Annotated in this window: 16 protein-coding genes; 9 read left to right on the forward strand and 7 right to left on the reverse strand. The window is 54.4% G+C overall.

Annotated elements, in window-relative coordinates:
- Positions 1-13 precede the first annotated feature (13 nt).
- The gene (locus HCU74_RS03820; protein WP_168449062.1) at positions 14-1,489 is read right to left on the reverse strand and encodes an aldehyde dehydrogenase family protein; all 1,476 of its coding nucleotides are present in this window, start codon (positions 1,487-1,489) and stop codon (positions 14-16) included.
- A 68-nt stretch (positions 1,490-1,557) separates the two neighbouring features.
- Positions 1,558-2,781, reverse strand: a complete 1,224-nt coding sequence (locus HCU74_RS03825) for a cytochrome P450 (RefSeq protein WP_168449063.1) — start codon at positions 2,779-2,781, stop codon at positions 1,558-1,560.
- Between the two features lie 285 nt (positions 2,782-3,066).
- Between HCU74_RS03825 and HCU74_RS03830 the strand changes: the two genes are divergently transcribed.
- From HCU74_RS03830 to HCU74_RS03845, 4 genes are all read left to right on the forward strand, one after another.
- Complete coding sequence (locus HCU74_RS03830) at positions 3,067-3,750, forward strand: TetR/AcrR family transcriptional regulator (protein WP_168449064.1); 684 nt, start codon at positions 3,067-3,069, stop codon at positions 3,748-3,750.
- A complete protein-coding gene (locus HCU74_RS03835) occupies positions 3,750-4,175 on the forward strand; it encodes an alpha/beta fold hydrolase (RefSeq protein WP_168449065.1) in 426 nt (141 codons plus the stop codon). The genes HCU74_RS03830 and HCU74_RS03835 overlap by 1 nt, the downstream gene beginning before the upstream one ends.
- A gap of 49 nt (positions 4,176-4,224) precedes the next feature.
- Positions 4,225-5,853, forward strand: coding sequence for an AMP-binding protein (locus HCU74_RS03840; protein ID WP_168449066.1), 1,629 nt, complete (start codon positions 4,225-4,227; stop codon positions 5,851-5,853).
- 127 nt (positions 5,854-5,980) lie between these two features.
- Entirely contained in the window at positions 5,981-6,802 is an 822-nt protein-coding gene (locus HCU74_RS03845) for an SDR family oxidoreductase (protein ID WP_210425091.1), read from the forward strand.
- Here HCU74_RS03845 and HCU74_RS03850 read toward each other — a convergent pair whose 3' ends face one another.
- Positions 6,803-7,441 carry a TetR/AcrR family transcriptional regulator gene (locus HCU74_RS03850; protein ID WP_168449067.1) on the reverse strand — a complete coding sequence of 213 codons (639 nt, stop codon included), beginning with the start codon at positions 7,439-7,441 and terminating at the stop codon, positions 6,803-6,805.
- Between the two features lie 209 nt (positions 7,442-7,650).
- Between HCU74_RS03850 and HCU74_RS03855 the strand changes: the two genes are divergently transcribed.
- The 3 genes from HCU74_RS03855 to HCU74_RS03865 all read left to right on the forward strand — a co-directional run bounded on the left by HCU74_RS03855 (position 7,651) and on the right by HCU74_RS03865 (position 10,676).
- Positions 7,651-8,985, forward strand: a complete 1,335-nt coding sequence (locus HCU74_RS03855) for an amidohydrolase family protein (RefSeq protein WP_168449068.1) — start codon at positions 7,651-7,653, stop codon at positions 8,983-8,985.
- A gap of 75 nt (positions 8,986-9,060) precedes the next feature.
- On the forward strand, positions 9,061-9,486 hold the full coding sequence (locus HCU74_RS03860; RefSeq protein ID WP_210425092.1) for a Zn-ribbon domain-containing OB-fold protein: 426 nt from the start codon (positions 9,061-9,063) through the stop codon (positions 9,484-9,486).
- Complete coding sequence (locus HCU74_RS03865; RefSeq protein WP_168449069.1) at positions 9,483-10,676, forward strand: thiolase family protein; 1,194 nt, start codon at positions 9,483-9,485, stop codon at positions 10,674-10,676. The genes HCU74_RS03860 and HCU74_RS03865 overlap by 4 nt, the downstream gene beginning before the upstream one ends.
- 139 nt (positions 10,677-10,815) lie before the next feature.
- Here the strand turns inward: HCU74_RS03865 and HCU74_RS03870 are convergent, their stop codons facing one another.
- Positions 10,816-13,161, reverse strand: coding sequence for a TonB-dependent receptor (locus tag HCU74_RS03870; protein ID WP_168449070.1), 2,346 nt, complete (start codon positions 13,159-13,161; stop codon positions 10,816-10,818).
- Positions 13,162-13,241: 80 nt separating this feature from the next.
- Positions 13,242-13,922, reverse strand: coding sequence for a cytochrome P450 (locus tag HCU74_RS03875; RefSeq protein ID WP_168449071.1), 681 nt, complete (start codon positions 13,920-13,922; stop codon positions 13,242-13,244).
- Between HCU74_RS03875 and HCU74_RS03880 the strand changes: the two genes are divergently transcribed.
- The gene (locus HCU74_RS03880; protein ID WP_168449072.1) at positions 13,921-14,109 is read left to right on the forward strand and encodes a hypothetical protein; all 189 of its coding nucleotides are present in this window, start codon (positions 13,921-13,923) and stop codon (positions 14,107-14,109) included. The two genes, HCU74_RS03875 and HCU74_RS03880, sit on opposite strands and share 2 nt — an antisense overlap.
- A gap of 36 nt (positions 14,110-14,145) precedes the next feature.
- Positions 14,146-14,301 carry a hypothetical protein gene (locus HCU74_RS03885; RefSeq protein ID WP_168449073.1) on the forward strand — a complete coding sequence of 52 codons (156 nt, stop codon included), beginning with the start codon at positions 14,146-14,148 and terminating at the stop codon, positions 14,299-14,301.
- Between the two features lie 168 nt (positions 14,302-14,469).
- Here the strand turns inward: HCU74_RS03885 and HCU74_RS03890 are convergent, their stop codons facing one another.
- Together HCU74_RS03890 and HCU74_RS03895 are read right to left on the reverse strand one after the other, a co-directional pair.
- A complete protein-coding gene (locus HCU74_RS03890; RefSeq protein WP_168449074.1) occupies positions 14,470-15,633 on the reverse strand; it encodes an acyl-CoA dehydrogenase family protein in 1,164 nt (387 codons plus the stop codon).
- Positions 15,634-15,683: 50 nt separating this feature from the next.
- On the reverse strand, positions 15,684-17,831 hold the full coding sequence (locus HCU74_RS03895) for a 3-hydroxyacyl-CoA dehydrogenase NAD-binding domain-containing protein (RefSeq protein WP_168449075.1): 2,148 nt from the start codon (positions 17,829-17,831) through the stop codon (positions 15,684-15,686).
- Positions 17,832-17,846: the final 15 nt, after the last annotated feature.

Below are 17,846 nucleotides of genomic sequence, written 5' to 3' on the forward strand. Positions count from 1 at the left end.
TGTTAGCTCCTGGCTAGCCAGCGTGGAAGGAAATCACTTTGGTTTCGGTGAAGTCCAGCAAGCCCTGACGGCCGTACTCGCGCCCGAAACCCGAACGTTTGTATCCACCAAAGGGCGCGCTGGAAAGCACGGTGCCTGCACCGCCATTAATGGCTACGCCGCCGGTTCTGATTTGTCGTGCTATTTCGTAGGCGCGCCCGGCGTCTTTGGAGAAAATCCCCCCCGCCAAGCCAAAATTGGAGTGATTGGCAATAGCAATCGCCTCGTCGTCGTTGTCGAAGCCGATGACGGCAGCCACCGGGCCAAAAATTTCTTCCTGGGCGATGACGTCGTGATTGTCTACGCCGTCAAACAGCGTTGGTAAATAGTAATAACCCTTCTCTATGTCAGGCCGCCGCCCACCATATACCAGCTTCGCGCCACTGTTCATCGCGATGCCAACATAGCGTTCAACCCGGGCGCGGGCGTTGCTGCGAATGAGGGGCCCCATCGCGACACCGGGATCCGCGGGGTTACCTACTTTTGTGTGCTTCAACATTTCCACCATCGTATTGAGCAACGGTTGACGAATGTTCTGGTGAGCGAGAATCCGGGTGGTAAGCGCGCAGCCCTGTCCAGCGTGAATGGTAAAATTGGCGACCGCCGTTGCGGCGGCCTGCTGGATGTCGGCGTCTTCGCGCACAATAAGCGCCGACTTTCCGCCCAGCTCCATATGTGTTTTCTTCAGTCCAGGGGCAGACTGGGCAACAATGGCCGCGCCCACAGTGTCTGAGCCGGTAAAGGTAATCATATCGACTCTGGGGTCGGTGCTGAGCAGAGTGCCTGTGTCCACGTCGCCGTTAACGATATTCAATACCCCCTTGGGCAAGCCCACCGCCAGGGCCGCTTCGCCGAATATCAGCGCCTCGAAGGGGGTCAGTGGCGAGGGTTTGAGAATGACCGTATTTCCCATCGTCAACGCGTGGTAGATCTTCACCACGTTAAGGAAAAACGGAAAATTGTAGGCAGTGATGGCGGAGACGACACCTATGGGGTCGTAGATAATTTCCGCTGTACCCAGTACCGTAGTGCCCTGAGGTGATGGCGTAAGTTCAGGTCGAATCATCTCAGACTGAATTTGCAGGGCATCGGCCATCAGCTGTCGAGCATGCTTCATCGGTAATTCAAACTGCAGGAATTCTGCTAACTGCTGCGAACAGCCCGTTTCCAGGCGGATAAGCTCAATGATCTCGGCTTTACGTGAATAGAAGTAATCGTGCAATTTCTGCATAGTCGCAACACGTTCAGCCGTGGTCATACGTGGCCACGGGCCGTTATCAAAGGCGGCCTTGGCGGCGCCTATAGCGTGTTCTGTTTGGGCTGCCGAGGCGATGGGAGCGAGCCCGATGACAGACTCGTCGGCGGGATTAATCACCGGTTGAGGCTCTGCGTCTCCTGGAATCCATTCATTGTCGATAAATAACGCGGTAGGTAGGCTAGTCGTATTCATTTTTTTATTCCGTTTTGCTGTAAATAGGGTGTGCGGTCGTAATTGCACGTAAATTCAGGCCGCTTGCGTTACCACTGCAATTCCAGGTGGGCGACCCCAAACACTGCACCGCCGTGGGTGATGACCTCTGATCCGGGAGCGAGGGTGAGTTCGGGCATTTGAAACAGAATTTTTTCCAAAGCGACATTCAGCTCCCGAAAGGCTATGTGCTTGCCAAGGCAAAAATGCGGGCCAAAGGAAAAGGCCAGATGGCGTTGCCGTCGATTGAAGTCCACCTCCATGGGGTTGCTATATTCCAATGGGTCGATTGATGTAGTGGGCTGGCAGAGTGTTATCCAGTCGCCCTGTTTCATCGCCACACCGTGAAACTCGATATCCCGGGTGACTTGACGGGCAGTCATTACTGAGGAAAAACGACGAAGGTATTCATCGACTGCAGAGGGTATTTTTTTAGGATTGTCCTGCAAATATTTTTTATGCTCTGGGTGGGTAGCTAAATGATGAAACTGAAAGCCAAGAGAAGATGCCACCGTATCCAGTCCGCCGACGAACATCAGGTAGCAGATGCCCATACACTCCCCATCATCAAGCCGACGGCTATCTACCTCGGTTTTGCAGATATAACTAATGAAATCATCCTGTGGGTTGCGCCGCTTTTCCGCGATACGTCGCTTAAGGTAATCGTGGATTTCCGCAGCGGCCTGTGCCTTTATTTCCATCGTAGAGCCGTGGAGAAGGCGTTGGCCCCAATCAATGAAAATATCGAGTTCCGTTATCGGCAAACCCAGTAGTTGCATAATAATTGCGATGGGGAAGGGGCGCGCAAATTCGGTAATAAATTCGCATTCGCCGCGACCTTTAAAACCATCGATGAGTTCCTGCGCCCTGGCCTGTATACGCTCGTCCATTTTTCTTACTGCTATGGGCGAAAACAGGGGGTTAAGAAAGGCGCGGTAGAAAGTGTGGTCTGGCGGATCAATCTCCAGGGGTGTCATTAACCAGCTCTCGCCAATCAAGGCCGAAAAACCCGCGCTGTTTTTGCTCGAAAAGGTGTCCTGATCCGAGAGTATTTCTCGCATATAGCTCGCTCGGGGGACATCCCAGGTGCCCGGCGTGCCGTGTCTGGTGTTTAAGGGATTCCAGAATATGGGCGGGCCATCATGGAGGTGGGCCAATGCTCGATAGGGGTCAACCCTGAGCGCAGGGTCGTCGTTATAATCAACTGATTTTATAAGATTCGCGGGAACATGGTCCGGCGCGGCGTACTCGGCTCGAGGGGTTGCATCACTCATAGTTAAACTGTCTTATCGTTGTCGAGAGTCGTATTAATCTAGAGTGTTTAAGAAGCTCTTGCCAGTGAAGATTTGTCGCTTTTCAAGGGTGCTGTTATCGCGATAAGTGATTGATATAAATACAAAATAATATTTATGGATTCAGGCTTTCGCATTTTTGATGATCGCCTTGCCCCGAAAGGGCTGCGGCAGTAGAGTTGTAGGCATAACAACTGGCCTGTGAGCCAATAGGCCGTCGAATACTGCTTTTGCTGCCGGGCCAAAAATAACAACAGGGTCGTGAAAATGCTTGAAGACGTCGCTTACATCATTCCGCCACAGCCCAAGAAAAAGCCTCAGCAGAAGCGCTCTCATATGATGGTAAATGTCATACTGGATTCCTGTAAGAAGATACTACAGGAATACGGTGAGGAGGCGTTTAATGTCACGGTGTTGGAGGAAGTGTCAGGTGTCGGCAAGGGCTCAATATATCAATACTTCCCCAACCTTGACGCTGTCATTGCGGCCTTATTTGAACGGGAGTTTGTCGAATTTGTTGCTCGGGGGAAAGTGACCGCCGGATTGATCGGTCGCGATGGCCTGGATTCCCTCATTCACTTTATCATCGACGATGCCGTAACCTGGCACGCGTCGATGCGGAAATTGCACTCCGGTTTTTACGAGCAATATAAGCTGTTCTTTGATGTCGGGAAGCGTTTTGTTGAACTATCTGATAGCGAGGAATTTTGCCGAAATCATCTCGTTCCAGCTATTAATAGCGAATATCCCGGGAGGTCGGTGAAGCATCTTGCTGAAACCGCCAATCTCGCACTTAGTCAATTGAATAGTCTGTTTTTTGCGGCACTACGCTACTACCCCGAGAAAATAGGAGATGAAGATTTCAGCCACTTGCTTTATCTCACGGTTAGAAACTTTATCCGCGACTCCTGCGATATGCCGTCTTTCCCGGGAGGCAAGGGAGTGTGCTGATGCAAAGGATTGCGTCGTTCAACGACGTTGTTGTAGCCACGGAATTACGTGGAAACACTGACAGCAAACCGGTAGTGCTACTTCACGGAGGTGGGCAAACACGACATTCCCGGGGAGCGGCGGCGACGACACTGGCCAACAATGGTTACCTGGCTATGAGCGCTGATCTGCGTGGACACGGCGACAGTGACTGGAGCGCGCGCGGTGAATACGAACTGGTACATTTTGCCAGGGATGTTGAGGCTTTGGTGCGACCTTTTTCGCGCCCACCGGTACTGGTGGATGTAGTGCCCAAGGTCAATCCCGACGGTGTAGAGCAAATAACAGGGTTTATGACCTCAGCCCCCGACGGCTTCGCCAGCGTACAGGATGCTGCTGATGCACGGAGGAAACAGGGTCGCCGGAATTGGGAACATGCAATTTAATTACGTCATTTTAGAAATTCTAAACACTTCGTTGTAAAAGGTATGCGTTATGTCAAAGGGCTGGAGTTCCGCGCCACTCACTACGGTTAACAACGTACTGGAAGACGCTGCGGCAAAGTACCCGGATCGGGTTTTCCTCGATTTCACAGGTGATTTATATACCTATTCCCAGGTTAACGAGCAAGCTCATCAACTTGCCCGTGGGCTTGCCTCGCTGGGTGTCGAGAAGGGTCAAACAGTGACCTCGGTGTTGGACAACAGTTTCGACGCCATATTGTTGTGGTTTGCCATTAACAAACTGGGCGCTATCGCGGTGCCCACCAATACCGCCTATAAAGGTGAGTTTTTGCGCCACCAGATATGCGATGCGGGTTCGGAGCTGGTAATTGTAGAGGCCGACTATCTCAGCCGGGTCTTCGACCTTTCCGGGCAATTACCCAGCGTAAAAACCCTGGTGTGTCGCGGAGAGATCCCTTCCGGCGCCAACAGTGAGCTTCCTGTACGGTCCTTTAGCTCCCTCACGGAAGGAGGTTCCAGTGCAAGGGTCGATGCCAGTGGTGTCGAAGTGAGGGGCGGCGATCTAAGTATGCTGATTTACACCTCTGGCACTACCGGGCCATCGAAGGGGTGCATGATCAGCCACAATTATATATGCAACCTCGCTCGGCAGGCGCTGTTTTGCTGGGAGCCAACCGAGAGCGACACCATTTGGACTGCGCTACCGCTTTTTCATATGAACGCACTCAGCAGCATTATGATGATGGCGATGATCGGCGCCAGAGTCGCGGTTTACCCGCGTTTCTCGCTTTCCGGGTTCTGGCCTGACATTGAACGCTCCGGCGCAACCATGGCGAGCCTGCTGGGGTCGATGGCCCCACTTATTGGCACCGCGCCGGACAGTGAGAGCAGCAAACGTTGCTATGGGCAGCTGCACACTGTGCAAACGGCCCCGTTTCCCGAGCAGCTCAAGCAAGTGTGGAGGGATCGTTTTGGAGCTCGGGTGCTGGGCTCGGTGGGTTACGGCTTTACCGAAGCGGCGATGGTGGTATATGGCAAGCTCAGCGACGAAGGCGCACCGCCGGAGACCTCGGGCCGGTTACAGGATGATTTCGACGTCATGATTGTCGATGAGTACGATGCAGAATTGCCCAGAGGGCAGGCCGGAGAAGTGGTCGTGCGCCCAAAATATGCCCATGTCTGTTTTGAGGGGTATTGGAATCGCCCCGCTGATACCCTGAAGGTTATGCGCAATATGTGGTTGCACACCGGCGACATCGGCAAGTTGGACGAGCAGGGGTATTTCTATTTCCTCGATCGCAAAAAAGATTATTTACGCCGCCGCGGAGAAAATATTTCCAGCTTTGAGATGGAAAAAACGTTCGCTTCTCATCCCGCAATTAGCGATGTCGCAGTACACGCTGTGTTTTCAGAGATGGGTGAAGACGACGTTAAGGTCACTGCGGTGTTGAAGGAAGGCGAGACCCTGGGTGAACGTGAGTTGTGCGAGTGGTGTCTGGATAAGGTGCCCTATTTTGCAGTGCCGCGTTATATCGAATTCAGGAGCGATCTACCACGTAATCCCACCGGGAAGATTTTGAAGTATCAACTCCGGGAGGAGGGGTGTACTGCGGCAACCTGGGACCGGGAAAAAAGCGATTTCGAAATGCAGCGCCGCTAGGGGAAATGCCTCGCGTGGGCTGGCTTGATTCGATTGCGACACGGCAGGGCTGGCGGCGAAGTGCCCCGGCTTGGACGTCGTCAGAGGAGGCCGCCTGGTTTTAATCACTCACTATAAAGGAAAAGCAATGGATAAGGTTTTAGGGGATTTTAGCGGAAAATCAGTGCTGATCGTTGGTGGCGCCAGTGGTATGGGACGTGCGTGCGGCTTATTGATGAACCGTCTCGGCGCCGAGCTCTGTGTGTTGGATGTGGCCGAGGTAGACTATCCTGTTAAACACTACTTTAAGGTCGACCTGCGCAGTCAGGTTAGTGTCGATGAAGTATTGGCCCAGCTTACGGAACGATTCGACGTGGTCTTGTCATGTGCCGGTGTTGCCGATGGCACAGGTGGCATTATGCAGATCAATTTCATTAGCCAGCGTTATATTATTGAAAACCTGTTGGCTAATAACAAACTTTCCAGTCAGGCGTCGGTAGTGCTGATTTCATCTATTGCAGGTCTTCCTTGGCAGCAAAACCTGGCACAGCTTAAAGACTTCCTCGGCACGGCAAGCTGGCAAGAGGCCGAGACCTGGTTGGCGGATAACGCAGGTAACGATAATTATTCCTTCAGCAAGCAAGCCGCCAACGCCTATGTGGCGTCTTCGGCATTGCGCCTGATGAGCAAGGGCGTGCGCATAAACAGTATTTTGCCTGGTCCTACCGATACCCCTCTGGCGCGTGCGAACGCTGATGTTTGGCTGGGTTTCGGTCATGGATACCGCGAGGCGGCGGGTATCAACTACTTGCTACCAGAGCAAATGGCGAATGTAATGGTGTTTCTCGCCTCCCCTGCGGCGAGTGGGGTGAGTGGGGTGTTGCTTCCGGTGGATGCGGGACATATGTCCTCTGCTATTACGGATAGCTACCCGGAGCCAGCAATTAAAATGATGTTGGGGTTGGAATAATCAACCCCGATTAACCCTGTTGGGTATGACGGCGCTACTCATTGCGAGTAGCTCGTCAGAAATTCTCTCCTCAAACAGCAGCTCTGGCTGCTCGTCCATAATTTCCATAATCATGGCCTTGAAGCAAAGTGTGGCAAGAAGCGCGCACCGCTGTGCTTCCTCTTTGCTGATATCGCTATTCTCCTTGAGCAGGGCGTTAGTGAGGCTCGTCAGTGAGAACTGCTGTGTTCCTGCAATTTCGTCGTAGGCTTTGTCGAGGTCGAAACAACGGTGGTAGCGGCAGTGAAACTTAAAATTAAGCCTTAACAGGCGGCTGTGGAATCCGACCGAACCCTCGATCATTGATCTCAGCGCGTCGATGGTAGTGATGTCGCTGTATTTCTGTAACGCTGCATCCTTTCGTTCTTCGAGATATTCCCTGAGCAGATCTTCGTAAACGGCGGCAACAACCGATTCAATGTTGGGGAAATACTGATAGAGGGATCCCACAGAGATTCCCGTGACCTCTGCAAGGTGCAGTGTTGTCAGCGCGTTGGCACCTTCAGTGTTAAGCACTTCACGACAGGCCTGCTTGACCGATTCGACCAGCAAACGGGAGCGTTCCTGTTTAGGTTGCTTGCGCGGTTTGGGTACTTGCATGGGAAAAATGCGAATAATTTATAGTTTTTAATAGTATGGATAAAAAGCTAATAAAATCAAGGAGAAATGTTCTGGCGACGGTGACCTAATGCGAATTATAAGGGCCGATTCGGCGGCCTATAATGGTTTTAATGTCGGGGTGACAGGGCTGATGTCCGCCGCCCGCATCGCTCCAACTTAACCCATAGTTATAACGAGAGGCCGCCGGAATGAATAAAGAAGATATGATTCTAATGAGTGTTGATGACCATGTCATTGAACCACCCGATATGTTCAAACAGCACCTTAGCGCGACCGAACTGGCCAAGGCGCCCACATTTATGACCGATGATGCCGGTATGAATTTTTGGGTGTTCGAAGACCGCAAAGTGGTGAATGTGGGTCTTAATGCTGTGGTTGGCCGACCGAAATCCGAATACGGCTGCGAACCGACGGCGCTCAGCCAAATCCGCGAAGCGGCCTATAATATCGACAAGCGTATTGATGATATGAATGCCGACGGTGTCATAAGCTCAATGTGCTTTGGCACCTTTGTCGGTTTTGATGGCGGCTTTTTTGTTGGCGCGAAGGATCGCACCAATGCGACCCGAATGGTCAAGGCCTATAACGATTGGCACATAGACGAATGGGCGGGTGCCCACCCTGGTCGCATGATCCCGCTGGCGATAGTGCCGCTATGGGATAATCTGGCCTGTGTTGAAGAAATCAAAAGGGTGGTAAAAAAAGGCTGTCATGCGATCAGCCTACCTGACAATCCTACGGTAAAGGGGCTGCCCTCTATTCATAATGAATACTGGGATCCGGTCTGGGCGATCTGTGACGAGCTGAGAGTGGTAGTGAACTGTCATATCGGCACAGGCTATCAACCACCCCACCCGTCAATGGAGTCGCCCATTAATAGCTGGATCACCAGTATGCCAATATCCATCGCCAATTCCGCGGCGGACTGGATGCACCTCGCTGCACTGGGGAAATATAAAAACCTGAAAATCTCTCTCACTGAGGGTGGCATCGGCTGGATTCCCTACCTGCTGGAGCGGGCCGACTTCTCCTTTGAACAGCACAATCAGTGGACGAATATGTCCTTTGGCGGCAAAAAGCCCAGTGAGGTGTTTCGCGAGCATTTCATCACCTGTTTTATCGACGATCAGTTCGGTATAAAAAATTACGCTGACATCGGTGAAGATATCATCTGCTTTGAAACGGACTACCCCCACTCGGATTGCGTGTGGCCCCGTGCGGCTGATGTCCTTTGGGACAGCGTAAAAGACTTGCCAGAGCGAGTGATTAACAAGGTGACCCATCTCAATGCCATCCGCGAATTCAGCTTTGATCCCCTGAGTATGCTCGGTCGGGAAAACTGTACCGTGGGCGCTTTGCAGGCGGTGGCGCGACGCGACGGTGTAGACACCAGTGTGGTGTCTTCCGGTGGCCACAACCCCCACGCCGAAGCGGGCGGTCGCGTTGTCACTTCCGGCGACCTTGTCAAACTGTTTGCTGCCAATGTCGGTGAGGGGGAGGGCGCTTCCACCGAAGCGTCCTGAAGTATCAGGCCATTATCGATACCCCCGGGTGGAACGCCGCACTGGGGGTTAACCCATTGCCAAGGAGTCACTACGATGCTTGATACCGACCAGGGAGTGGTGCGACCGCTTCCAGGAATCAACAACGACACCCGCTTTTTCTGGACCGGCGGCGAGAACAACGAACTGCTCATTTTTCGCTGCGAGGATTGCCAATATTACATCCACCCACCGGTGCGTTTTTGCCCGAAATGCGAGAGCCGTAACGTCGAACCCTCAGCGACCTCGGGCAAGGGGGTGGTTACCAGCTTCACCATTAACCACAAACAGTGGATGCCCTACCTTAAAGTTCCCTATGTTGTTGCGTTGGTGTCTATTGCCGAGCAAGAGGATGTGCGCCTGGTGAGTAATATTGTTCACTGCGACCTTGATGATGTGCATATCGGTATGCGGGTAAAAGTGCTGTTTGAGCAGAACGAGGACTTGTGGGTTCCCCTTTTTGAGCCGGATGTTACCGTATGAATCACTCGTCTGAATACCCGGAAAAAAACACCGCGATTACCGGTATCGGTCAGTCAGAAATTTCCCGTGGTAGCGCAAAAACCGGTATGGCGTTAACGGTTGATGCCTGCATGGAAGCCATTACCCACGCGGGCCTGACTCGGGCGGACATTGATGGCATCGCGACCTGGCCAGGCGCCGACTACAACACCTCTGGATTTTCCACTGTTGGAATTCCCCAAATACAGGATGCATTGCGTTTGGAGGTCAATTGGTACTGCGGTGCGCCGGAGGGACCGGGGCAATTCGCCGCCGTGTTCGATGCTATAGGTGCGATATCGGCGGGGCTTTGCAAGCACGTATTGGTTTTCAGAACGTTGACTGAAGCCACCGCACGTAAAACCGCTTTCGCCAACGCGCTAATGACCCCAGGACAGCGTGACCACGGACTTTTTCAATGGTACTCGCCCTACCATACCTACGCTGCGGCGGTTCAGCAGGCCATGTACTTTCAAGCCTATGTTCACAAATCCGGTATACGCGAAGAGCAGTACGCACAAATTGCCTTGAACGGGCGGCGTAACGCGGGGCTGAACCCAAAGGCGGTGTACCGTTCGCCGATGACGCTGGACGACTATCTGGCCTCGCCGATGATATCCACACCGCTGCGAATGTTTGATTGCGACGTTCCGATAGATGGCTCTACCGCTATTATTATCTCCCGCCGGGACTGCGCCGAGGACCTGCCGAATAAACCGATAAACATCGAAGCGATCGGCAGCAGTATGGCCTACCGCAACTCCTGGGCGCAGCTCGATGCGCTGGAAACCCAGGCTCAGCCTAAAGTCGCTGAGATGATGTGGTCGCGCACCGACCTGAAACCCAAGGATGTCGATTTTGCCGAGCTTTACGATGGCTTCAGTTTTCACTCCATCAATTGGCTGGAAAACTTTGGCTTTTGCGAACGCTATGGGGCGGGAGACTTTATCGACGGTGGCCACAATATTGCCCTTGATGGGATGCTGCCGATTAACACTAATGGTGGGGCGCTATCAGCGGGGCGTATGCATGCCTACGGCCAGATTCACGAGGCGTGCTTGCAGTTGTGGGGGAGGGCGGGTGATCGTCAATTAGCCAAGCCGGCCCACGTTGCCGCGTTGTCAACGGCGGGAGGGCCGCTGGCGGGGTGTATGTTGCTGGTGGCTGAATAATAGAGTTGTCCGTAACGGTCAAGCCCAGGCCATATAGACTTTATTCCTGGCCGATTACGTCCGGCGAACTTTTCGCCGGACGGCATTTTGAATGATCTGGATCACATAACGGGGCGCCCGAGGGACGCCCCCTCTGTCGCTACAATCCGAAACGATAGGTAATGTCCAGCCCGTACATGCGCGGTGCTCCGGTCGTGGCCACACCACCTACCAGTGGGTCGGCAAAAACAAAGGACGGAATTACGTTACCGAAGGTTTCCTCATCGGTAAGGTTGTTGCCAAACACCCCGAGGCGAAGCCCGCTGCTGGTAAAGTCCATGTAAGCGGTAAAGCCGAGCAGACCGTAGGCCTCCTGTGAGACGGCGGGGTTGTTTTCATAGGCGTTGGCATCGTTGTCTAGCGGCACCTTGTCGCTATAGGCATAGGACAGGTTGCTGCCAAACTCACCCCAGCTGACAGGATGCTTGTAGTTGATCGCCAGAGACGCCTTCTTGTGGGGGGCAAAGGGCCCCTGCAGGGTTTCGTCGTCGTATTCGAAATTGGTTAAGGTGCCTGTCGCGATAACCGTAATATAGTCTGTGGCGGCAACGGTCAGTTCCGCTTCGCTACCTTGAATCGTGGCATCCCCCAGGTTCTGGATAAAGGTTGAAATGCCCACGATGTCAGAGAACTGTATGTCCTTATAGTCGGTGTAGTAACCGGCAAGGTTTACCCTTACCCGGCTGTCAAAAAACTCGCCTTTAAAGCCGATTTCAGTGTCGGTGACAAACTCGGGGTTGAAGGGCACGAGGGTCTCGTTGGTTCGACCGCGGAAGTTCTGTCCGCCGGAACGTACCCCACGGGATTTCTTGGTGTACAGCATGACGTCGTCAGTAACGTTCCAGCTGGCAGAGAGCACCCAGGTGTTGTATTCGTAGTCCGTGTCTTGACGGAAATAACAGCTGGACGCATCGGTGCCATTCGATTGTCCGTTTTCGGGGTCGTCAGCGTAGATACAGTCGTTGCTTGGGTTGGGGCCGAGGGCGTCGTTGGCCAGTCCAGTGTCGAACTGGGTGATATCCAGCCCCTTGTTTTCCTCGATCATGCGGCCACCTGCGGTCAGCGACAGGGTATCTGTAGCGTCCCAGGTCATCTGGAAAAATGCCGATTCACTGGTATTGAGAATATCGGCATCGCCGGTTGCCGACAGCAGCGGGGCTGTACCGGTGGCCGGTAGTTGAATGGCTGAGGGTAAACCCGGTACAGCGGCACCGGCGACTACGTCAGAGGCGAAGGTGTAGGTTTTGTCATTGCCATCTTCTTCGAAATCAAAGTAGCCGATAATCCACTGTATGCGCTCATCCCAAAGGGAGCCCGATAGCTGGAGTTCGTAGGAGGTTTGTTTCACCTGTTGCCGAGTGTCGGTGAAAACACCTCTGGCGCTGGTGCCGTCGGGGTCAATAGTGAAACTGTAGTCGAGATCCCGCTGAGCGATCACCGCTTTGATCTCCGCCCAGGGAAGGTTGTAAGTACCCTTGAAATAAACCCCTTCAGTCCGCGCGTCGGCGTTGGTTTCCACATCGGTAAAGTAGCTGTAGTGGTCGTCCGATGAACGCTCGTAACTGCTGATCACTCCCGCCGGTGCACGGGCGCGATCGCCGCCTCGGTCATAGCTCGGCGCGCCATTGGTGCCGGTTTCGGTCGAATCAAAGCCAAGTTCGAGCACGCCATTGTCGGTGACGTCCCAGAGCAAATTGACACGGAGGCTATCGGTATTTTTCTCACCCGGCTGAAATTCGCCGATGATGGTTTCCGGGTCGTTAGCGTCTACCACGGTAGCGTTGCCGTATCCGTCCTGATTGCGCCGTGACAGGCTAAGGCGAGCGGCGAAACTGTCGGTGATGGGCATATTCATCGCCCCTTCGGTGTGCAATTGCCCAAAGTTGCCCACCATACCCCGCAGGAAGCCCGCCCATTCTCCACCCGGTTCGGCCTTGTTCGGAATGACCTTTAATGCGCCCCCGGTGGTATTGCGGCCATAGAGAGTCCCTTGCGGCCCCTTCAATACTTCCACCCGCGCAACATCGAACATATCCAGTAACGATCCCGGGGAGCGTCCCAGATAGACCTCGTCGAGATAAATCCCCACGGCGGGATCGACGGTCAATACCGTCGCGTCGTTTTGTACCTGACCGCGTATCGCAACCTGCGGGTTAACCCCTACACCGGGGCTGGGAGCGAAAACCAGGCTGGGGGTGATGTTGGCGATACCACTCAGGTCGCTGATACCACTGTCTTGCAGCGCCTCGCCGCCGAAGTTGGTCACCGCAGCGGGAACATCCTGCAGGTTTTCCGCCGAGCGGCGGGCCGTGACCACAACCTCCTCGAGCATCGCCGCGTGTAGCGGCGCGCTATTTACTGTGACAGCAAGCGACGCCGCCAGCACGCTTTTACGTCCAATACTGCGTTTTTCCCCGAAGCGGGGAGGGGTGGTGACCGTTTTCATCGAAGAAGCCTCTAATATGGTTGTATTATTGTTGGGGTCTATTAAGTGATGTTGTATTCATAAATAGTATTTGTAAGCAGTTACCAGTTAAGTTGCAGGTTGCGCATACCCATTACCGGGCCTGCGGCCAGTGTGGGCGTCGTGTCGGGGTCTTCGCTGAACTCCGGCATGCGTTTGCAAAATTCCTGGTAAGTCAGAGCCAATTCGATGCGCGCGAGATGGGCGCCCAGGCAATTGTGCGGGCCAGTGTTTAACGCCACATGGCGGTTGCTGCCCTTTCTGTCGAGTTTGAAAGCTGTGGGCTCGTCAAAGGCACTGGGGTCGAGGTTCGCCGGAATTTGCGGAGCGAGCACCATTTCGCCAGCCTTCAATATCTGGCCATTCAGCTCATAGTCACAGGTCAGGATTCGGCCGATATTAACGAAGGAATAGCGGCGCAGTGATTCCTCGACAAAGGCGGGTGCAATATCAGGGTTGTCGCGCAGGGACTTTTGCATGTCAGGGTTATGTGCAAGGTGCCTTACTCCAAAGGACATAGCGTTAACGACTGTGTCGAGGCCGGCAAGGAACAGCAGCAGACAAAAGGCCTGGGCTTCTTCCATGGTAATAGGGCGGCCATCGACCTCGGCATGAATGATGGTACTAATCAGGTCGTCTTCAGGTGTGGCTTGCCGCGCTTGCAGGCTTTCTGTCATAAAGCCGACGATATTCATCAACACCGGCAGGCGTACGTTCTGATCGGTTTCCGTCAGGGCGATCATGGCCCATTCACGAAATTCGTCGATGCGGTTCAGTGGCAGCTTTTGGGTAACGACCAACTACACCACCTACACCACGGTTGCTAACGAAGCGGCGATATTTTCCAGCAAGGAAATTAACATTCCCCCCACCGGTGGCGGATATCGCTTGATTCCGGTTAATATCGACCCGCCGGAGCACGCCAAATAGCGCAAAATTCTGGCGAAACAGTTCAGTCCCGGACATATGCGCAAGCTCGAAGGAGAAATTCGCCTACTGGCCAATCAGCTAATCGACAATCTTCTTGAGAAGAAATCCTGCGACTTTGTCCACGAATTTGCCGAAGTGCTGCCCGTCACCGTGTTTATGCAAATGATGGGGCTGCCCATCTCCGGACTGTAAAACAGTCCGTTGGGGAACTTCTGTGCCAGTTCCGTGAAGCGGGCCTGTGGGTCACTCAGCAGGCCAGCGTCGGTGTTGTGATTGAACGGGTAAACCAGGTTATCGGGAACATGGGCTGGAACAGTCGTTAAAGCAACTCCTAATCAAACAGGAACATCTACAAGCCGGTTACAGCGAACGGGCGATCAGGACTTTCATTATTTCGCTGGTGCCGCCCCACAAACGCTGACCTCGCGCATCGCGATAGAGGCGGGCAATGGGATACTCGTTGATATAGCCGTAGCCACCGAACAATTGCAGGCACTCGTCGATAATCTTGCCCTGGGCTTCCGAGGCGTGGAGTTTTGCCATGGCCGACAGATTGTTGTCGAGCTTGCCCTGGAGCAATAACTCCAAACAGTGGAACACAAACACCGCAGTGACCGTGCCGAGGGTTTTACACTCGGCCAGTTTGAATTGGGTGTTCTGGAAATCCATCACCGTTTGGCCAAACAGCTTGCGGTCTTTGGTGTATTCGATGGTGGCTGCCAATGCCTCGTCGATGGCGTACACACTTTGCAGGGCTATGATGAGCCGCTCCTTGGGTAGCTCGGCCATCAGTTGGCCAAACCCCTTGCCCTCCACTCCGCCAAGCAGATTGTCGGCGGGTACGCGCACGTCTTCAAAAAACAGCTCGGAGGTGTCGGCGGCTTCACAGCCGACTTTGTCGAGAATACGGCCACGACGAAAGCCCTCAACCTTGTCGGTTTCAACCATCATCAATGACACGCCCTTGTTACCGGCGTTGGTATCAGTTTTGGTCACCACACAAATCAGGTTGGCCTGGGAACCGTTGGAGATAAAGGTTTTCTGCCCATTGATGAGATAGCCGTCGCCGTCTTTTTTAGCCGTGGTGCGTACACCTGCCAGGTCGGAGCCCGCGCCGGGTTCAGTCATGGCGATGGCGCCGATCAGTTCGCCGCTGGCCAGGCCCGGCAGCCAGCGTTGTTTTTGCTCCTCGGTGCCGTGCAACAGAATATAAGGCGCGAGAATAGCGTTTTGCAGGGTAATCCCCATGCCGTTGGCGTCGTGACGAAACAGCTGCTCGATAATGACGACTTCATGGCGAAAGTCGCCGCCGCTACCGCCGTATTCTTCCGGCATCATGGTGCACAGCAAACCCGCTTGGCCTGCTTTCAGCCAAATGTCGCGGTCGCAGTAGTGCTGGCTGCGCCACCGCTCGGCCACTTCCTGGGTGACGTGGCGTTCGAAAAAGCGACTGGCGGCGTCTGAAAACATATTGATTTCTTCTTCCTGCATCGCCGCAGGGGGCTGTATGTCCAAGGCTTTCATCGGTATCTCCCAATATTATGTGTAGTCGCGCCCACTGGAGGCGCCGCCGGTTATGCGTAAAATTTGCTGCCGTTCTCAGCGCGGTCGCGCAGCCATTGACTGGGGCGGAAGCGCTCGCCCACGGTGTCGGCCAACTGGTCCAGCTCAGCCACAAATCGATTCGGGCCGAGGGTGTCAATCAACGAGAACACGCCGCCGGTATAGCTGGGAAAACCGATGCCGAGAATTCCGCCGACATCGCCTTCGGCCGCATCGCAAATCACTCCTTCTTCGAAGCAGCGGGCGGCTTCCAGTGCCTGCACGTAGAGCAGGCGGTGTTTTATTTGAGTGTAGTCCAGCTCGCCTTCGGCAGGAGGGTAGAGCGCCGCGACGGCGGTGGAGGGTTGGCGCACACCGTCGACATAGTCGTAAAAGCCTTTAGCGGCGCGACGACCGAGGCGGCCAGCGTCGTTGAAGGTTTGCTGAACCTTGAATCCTGCGGGTTCCACCCAGTGCTCGCCCAGTGCTGCCCGTTCCGCAAGGGATGCCTTGTAGCCGTTCTCCAGACCGATATCGTCAATCAGCGCCAGTGGCCCCATGGCAAAGCCCGCCTGTTTGGCGATGTTGTCGATCAGAGTAGGGGAAATGCCCTCGGCCACCATGGCGAAGGCTTCCTGCAGGTAGGCCGCAATCACTCGAGAGGTGAAAAAGCCTCGGGAATCGTTGACGATAATCGGGGTTTTACGCAGCAGGGCAACAAAATCCAGGGCCTCTGCCAGGGTTTGATCGCTGGTATGGCTGCCGCGAATCACCTCGACCAAAGGCATACGCTCCACCGGTGAAAAAAAGTGCAGGCCGAGGAAACGGTTTGCGGCGGTCAGGCCTTCGGCCAGTTCGCTGATCGGTAAGCTGGAGGTGTTTGACGCGAGAATGGCATCGGCGGGCATATGCTGCCGGGCCTGGTTGAAGACTTTTTGCTTGAGTGCGACATCTTCAAAAACCGCTTCCACAACCAGTTCGCAGTCGGCCAGGAGACGGTAGTCTCCGGACGCGGTGATTTTGGCTAGCAGGGTGTCGGCCTTGTCCCGGGTCATTCTGCCTTTGCTGATAAGTTTGTCGTAAGCCTTGGCGATGACGGCCTTGCCCTTTGCTGCCTGCTCGTCGCTGATGTCGAGCAGGACAACGTCGATTCCCGCCTTGGCGGCACTCTGGGCGATGCCTCCGCCCATCAGCCCACTGCCGAGGATGCCTATTCGAGAGAACCGGGCTTTAGGCACGTTGTCGGGCCGACGGCGCAATTTATCCAGCTCGCCCTTGCTAACAAACAGGGTGCGCACCATATTGCGGGCGGTAGGGTCGAGAATCAGTTTGGCGAAGTAACACGACTCAATATGCAGGCCCGCGTCAAAGGGCACCGCAGTGCCACGGGCAACGGCGGTCAGCAAGGCCAGCGGCGCGGGAGTGTTGCGCTGGGTGTCGCGGCATATTGTGGTGGTCAGGTAGTTGTAAAGGTTGCCCAGGTCGGGGTCGAAAAAGCCGCTGCCTCCGGGCAGGCGAAAGCCCTTTTCGTCCCAGGGTTTTTGGGCATCAACACCGTCAAGGATTTTCTGGCAGGCGGCTTCGACCAGCGAATCGCTGGCCACAACGCCGTCTATAATGCCGAGTTCCAGGGCTTTACTGGCGTTAAAGGGACGGCCCTGAAGCATGATTTCCAGTGCTTTCTGAATGCCGATCATCCGTGGCAGGCGTTGGCTGCCACCGGCACCGGGCATCAGCCCGAGGGTAACCTCCGGCAATCCCATAATGATGTTGGCGGAGTCGGCGGCAATACGAGCGTGGCAGGCCAGCGCCAATTCCAGGCCGCCACCCATGGCTGGGCCGTTAATTGCGGCGACAAACGGCTTGCCGCAGGTTTCCAGTTTGCGCAGTGTCGGCTTGATACTGTTGGCGATGTCCAGTGCCACGGCGGGGTCGCTGACATCGGCAAACAGTTCGACCATGGCATTCAGGTCGCCACCGGCCATAAAGTCGTTTTTTGCTGAGCTGAGCACCGCACCGATAATGTTCTGGTCTGTGGAAATCAGATCAATAGCCGCAGAAAGTTCGTCGCGGAAGGCATCGCCCATTACGTTGGCGTTGCTGCCGGGGATGTCCATCAACAGAATGGCAATGCCCTGATCGTTTACGGAATAGCGTAGGGTGTTAAATTCGTGAGTCATGGTGTTTACCTGCGG

Origin of the sequence: Spongiibacter thalassae, assembly GCF_012272835.1 — a bacterium.
Taxonomy (GTDB): Bacteria; Pseudomonadota; Gammaproteobacteria; order Pseudomonadales; family Spongiibacteraceae; genus Spongiibacter; species Spongiibacter thalassae.

Bases quoted from the DNA above. Each gene is read 5' to 3' on its own strand.
- HCU74_RS03830 (WP_168449064.1), top strand. From the start codon at position 3,067: ATGCTTGAAGACGTCGCTTACATCATTCCGCCACAGCCCAAGAAAAAG.
- HCU74_RS03845 (WP_210425091.1), top strand. From the start codon at position 5,981: ATGGATAAGGTTTTAGGGGATTTTAGCGGAAAATCAGTGCTGATCGTT.
- HCU74_RS03870 (WP_168449070.1), bottom strand. From the start codon at position 13,161: ATGAAAACGGTCACCACCCCTCCCCGCTTCGGGGAAAAACGCAGTATT.
- HCU74_RS03880 (WP_168449072.1), top strand. From the start codon at position 13,921: ATGGCCCATTCACGAAATTCGTCGATGCGGTTCAGTGGCAGCTTTTGG.
- HCU74_RS03895 (WP_168449075.1), bottom strand. From the start codon at position 17,831: ATGACTCACGAATTTAACACCCTACGCTATTCCGTAAACGATCAGGGC.
- HCU74_RS03820 (WP_168449062.1), bottom strand. From the start codon at position 1,489: ATGAATACGACTAGCCTACCTACCGCGTTATTTATCGACAATGAATGG.
- HCU74_RS03855 (WP_168449068.1), top strand. From the start codon at position 7,651: ATGAATAAAGAAGATATGATTCTAATGAGTGTTGATGACCATGTCATT.
- HCU74_RS03890 (WP_168449074.1), bottom strand. From the start codon at position 15,633: ATGAAAGCCTTGGACATACAGCCCCCTGCGGCGATGCAGGAAGAAGAA.
- HCU74_RS03825 (WP_168449063.1), bottom strand. From the start codon at position 2,781: ATGAGTGATGCAACCCCTCGAGCCGAGTACGCCGCGCCGGACCATGTT.
- HCU74_RS03865 (WP_168449069.1), top strand. From the start codon at position 9,483: ATGAATCACTCGTCTGAATACCCGGAAAAAAACACCGCGATTACCGGT.
- HCU74_RS03875 (WP_168449071.1), bottom strand. From the start codon at position 13,922: ATGATCGCCCTGACGGAAACCGATCAGAACGTACGCCTGCCGGTGTTG.
- HCU74_RS03860 (WP_210425092.1), top strand. From the start codon at position 9,061: ATGCTTGATACCGACCAGGGAGTGGTGCGACCGCTTCCAGGAATCAAC.
- HCU74_RS03850 (WP_168449067.1), bottom strand. From the start codon at position 7,441: ATGCAAGTACCCAAACCGCGCAAGCAACCTAAACAGGAACGCTCCCGT.
- HCU74_RS03840 (WP_168449066.1), top strand. From the start codon at position 4,225: ATGTCAAAGGGCTGGAGTTCCGCGCCACTCACTACGGTTAACAACGTA.
- HCU74_RS03885 (WP_168449073.1), top strand. From the start codon at position 14,146: ATGCGCAAGCTCGAAGGAGAAATTCGCCTACTGGCCAATCAGCTAATC.
- HCU74_RS03835 (WP_168449065.1), top strand. From the start codon at position 3,750: ATGCAAAGGATTGCGTCGTTCAACGACGTTGTTGTAGCCACGGAATTA.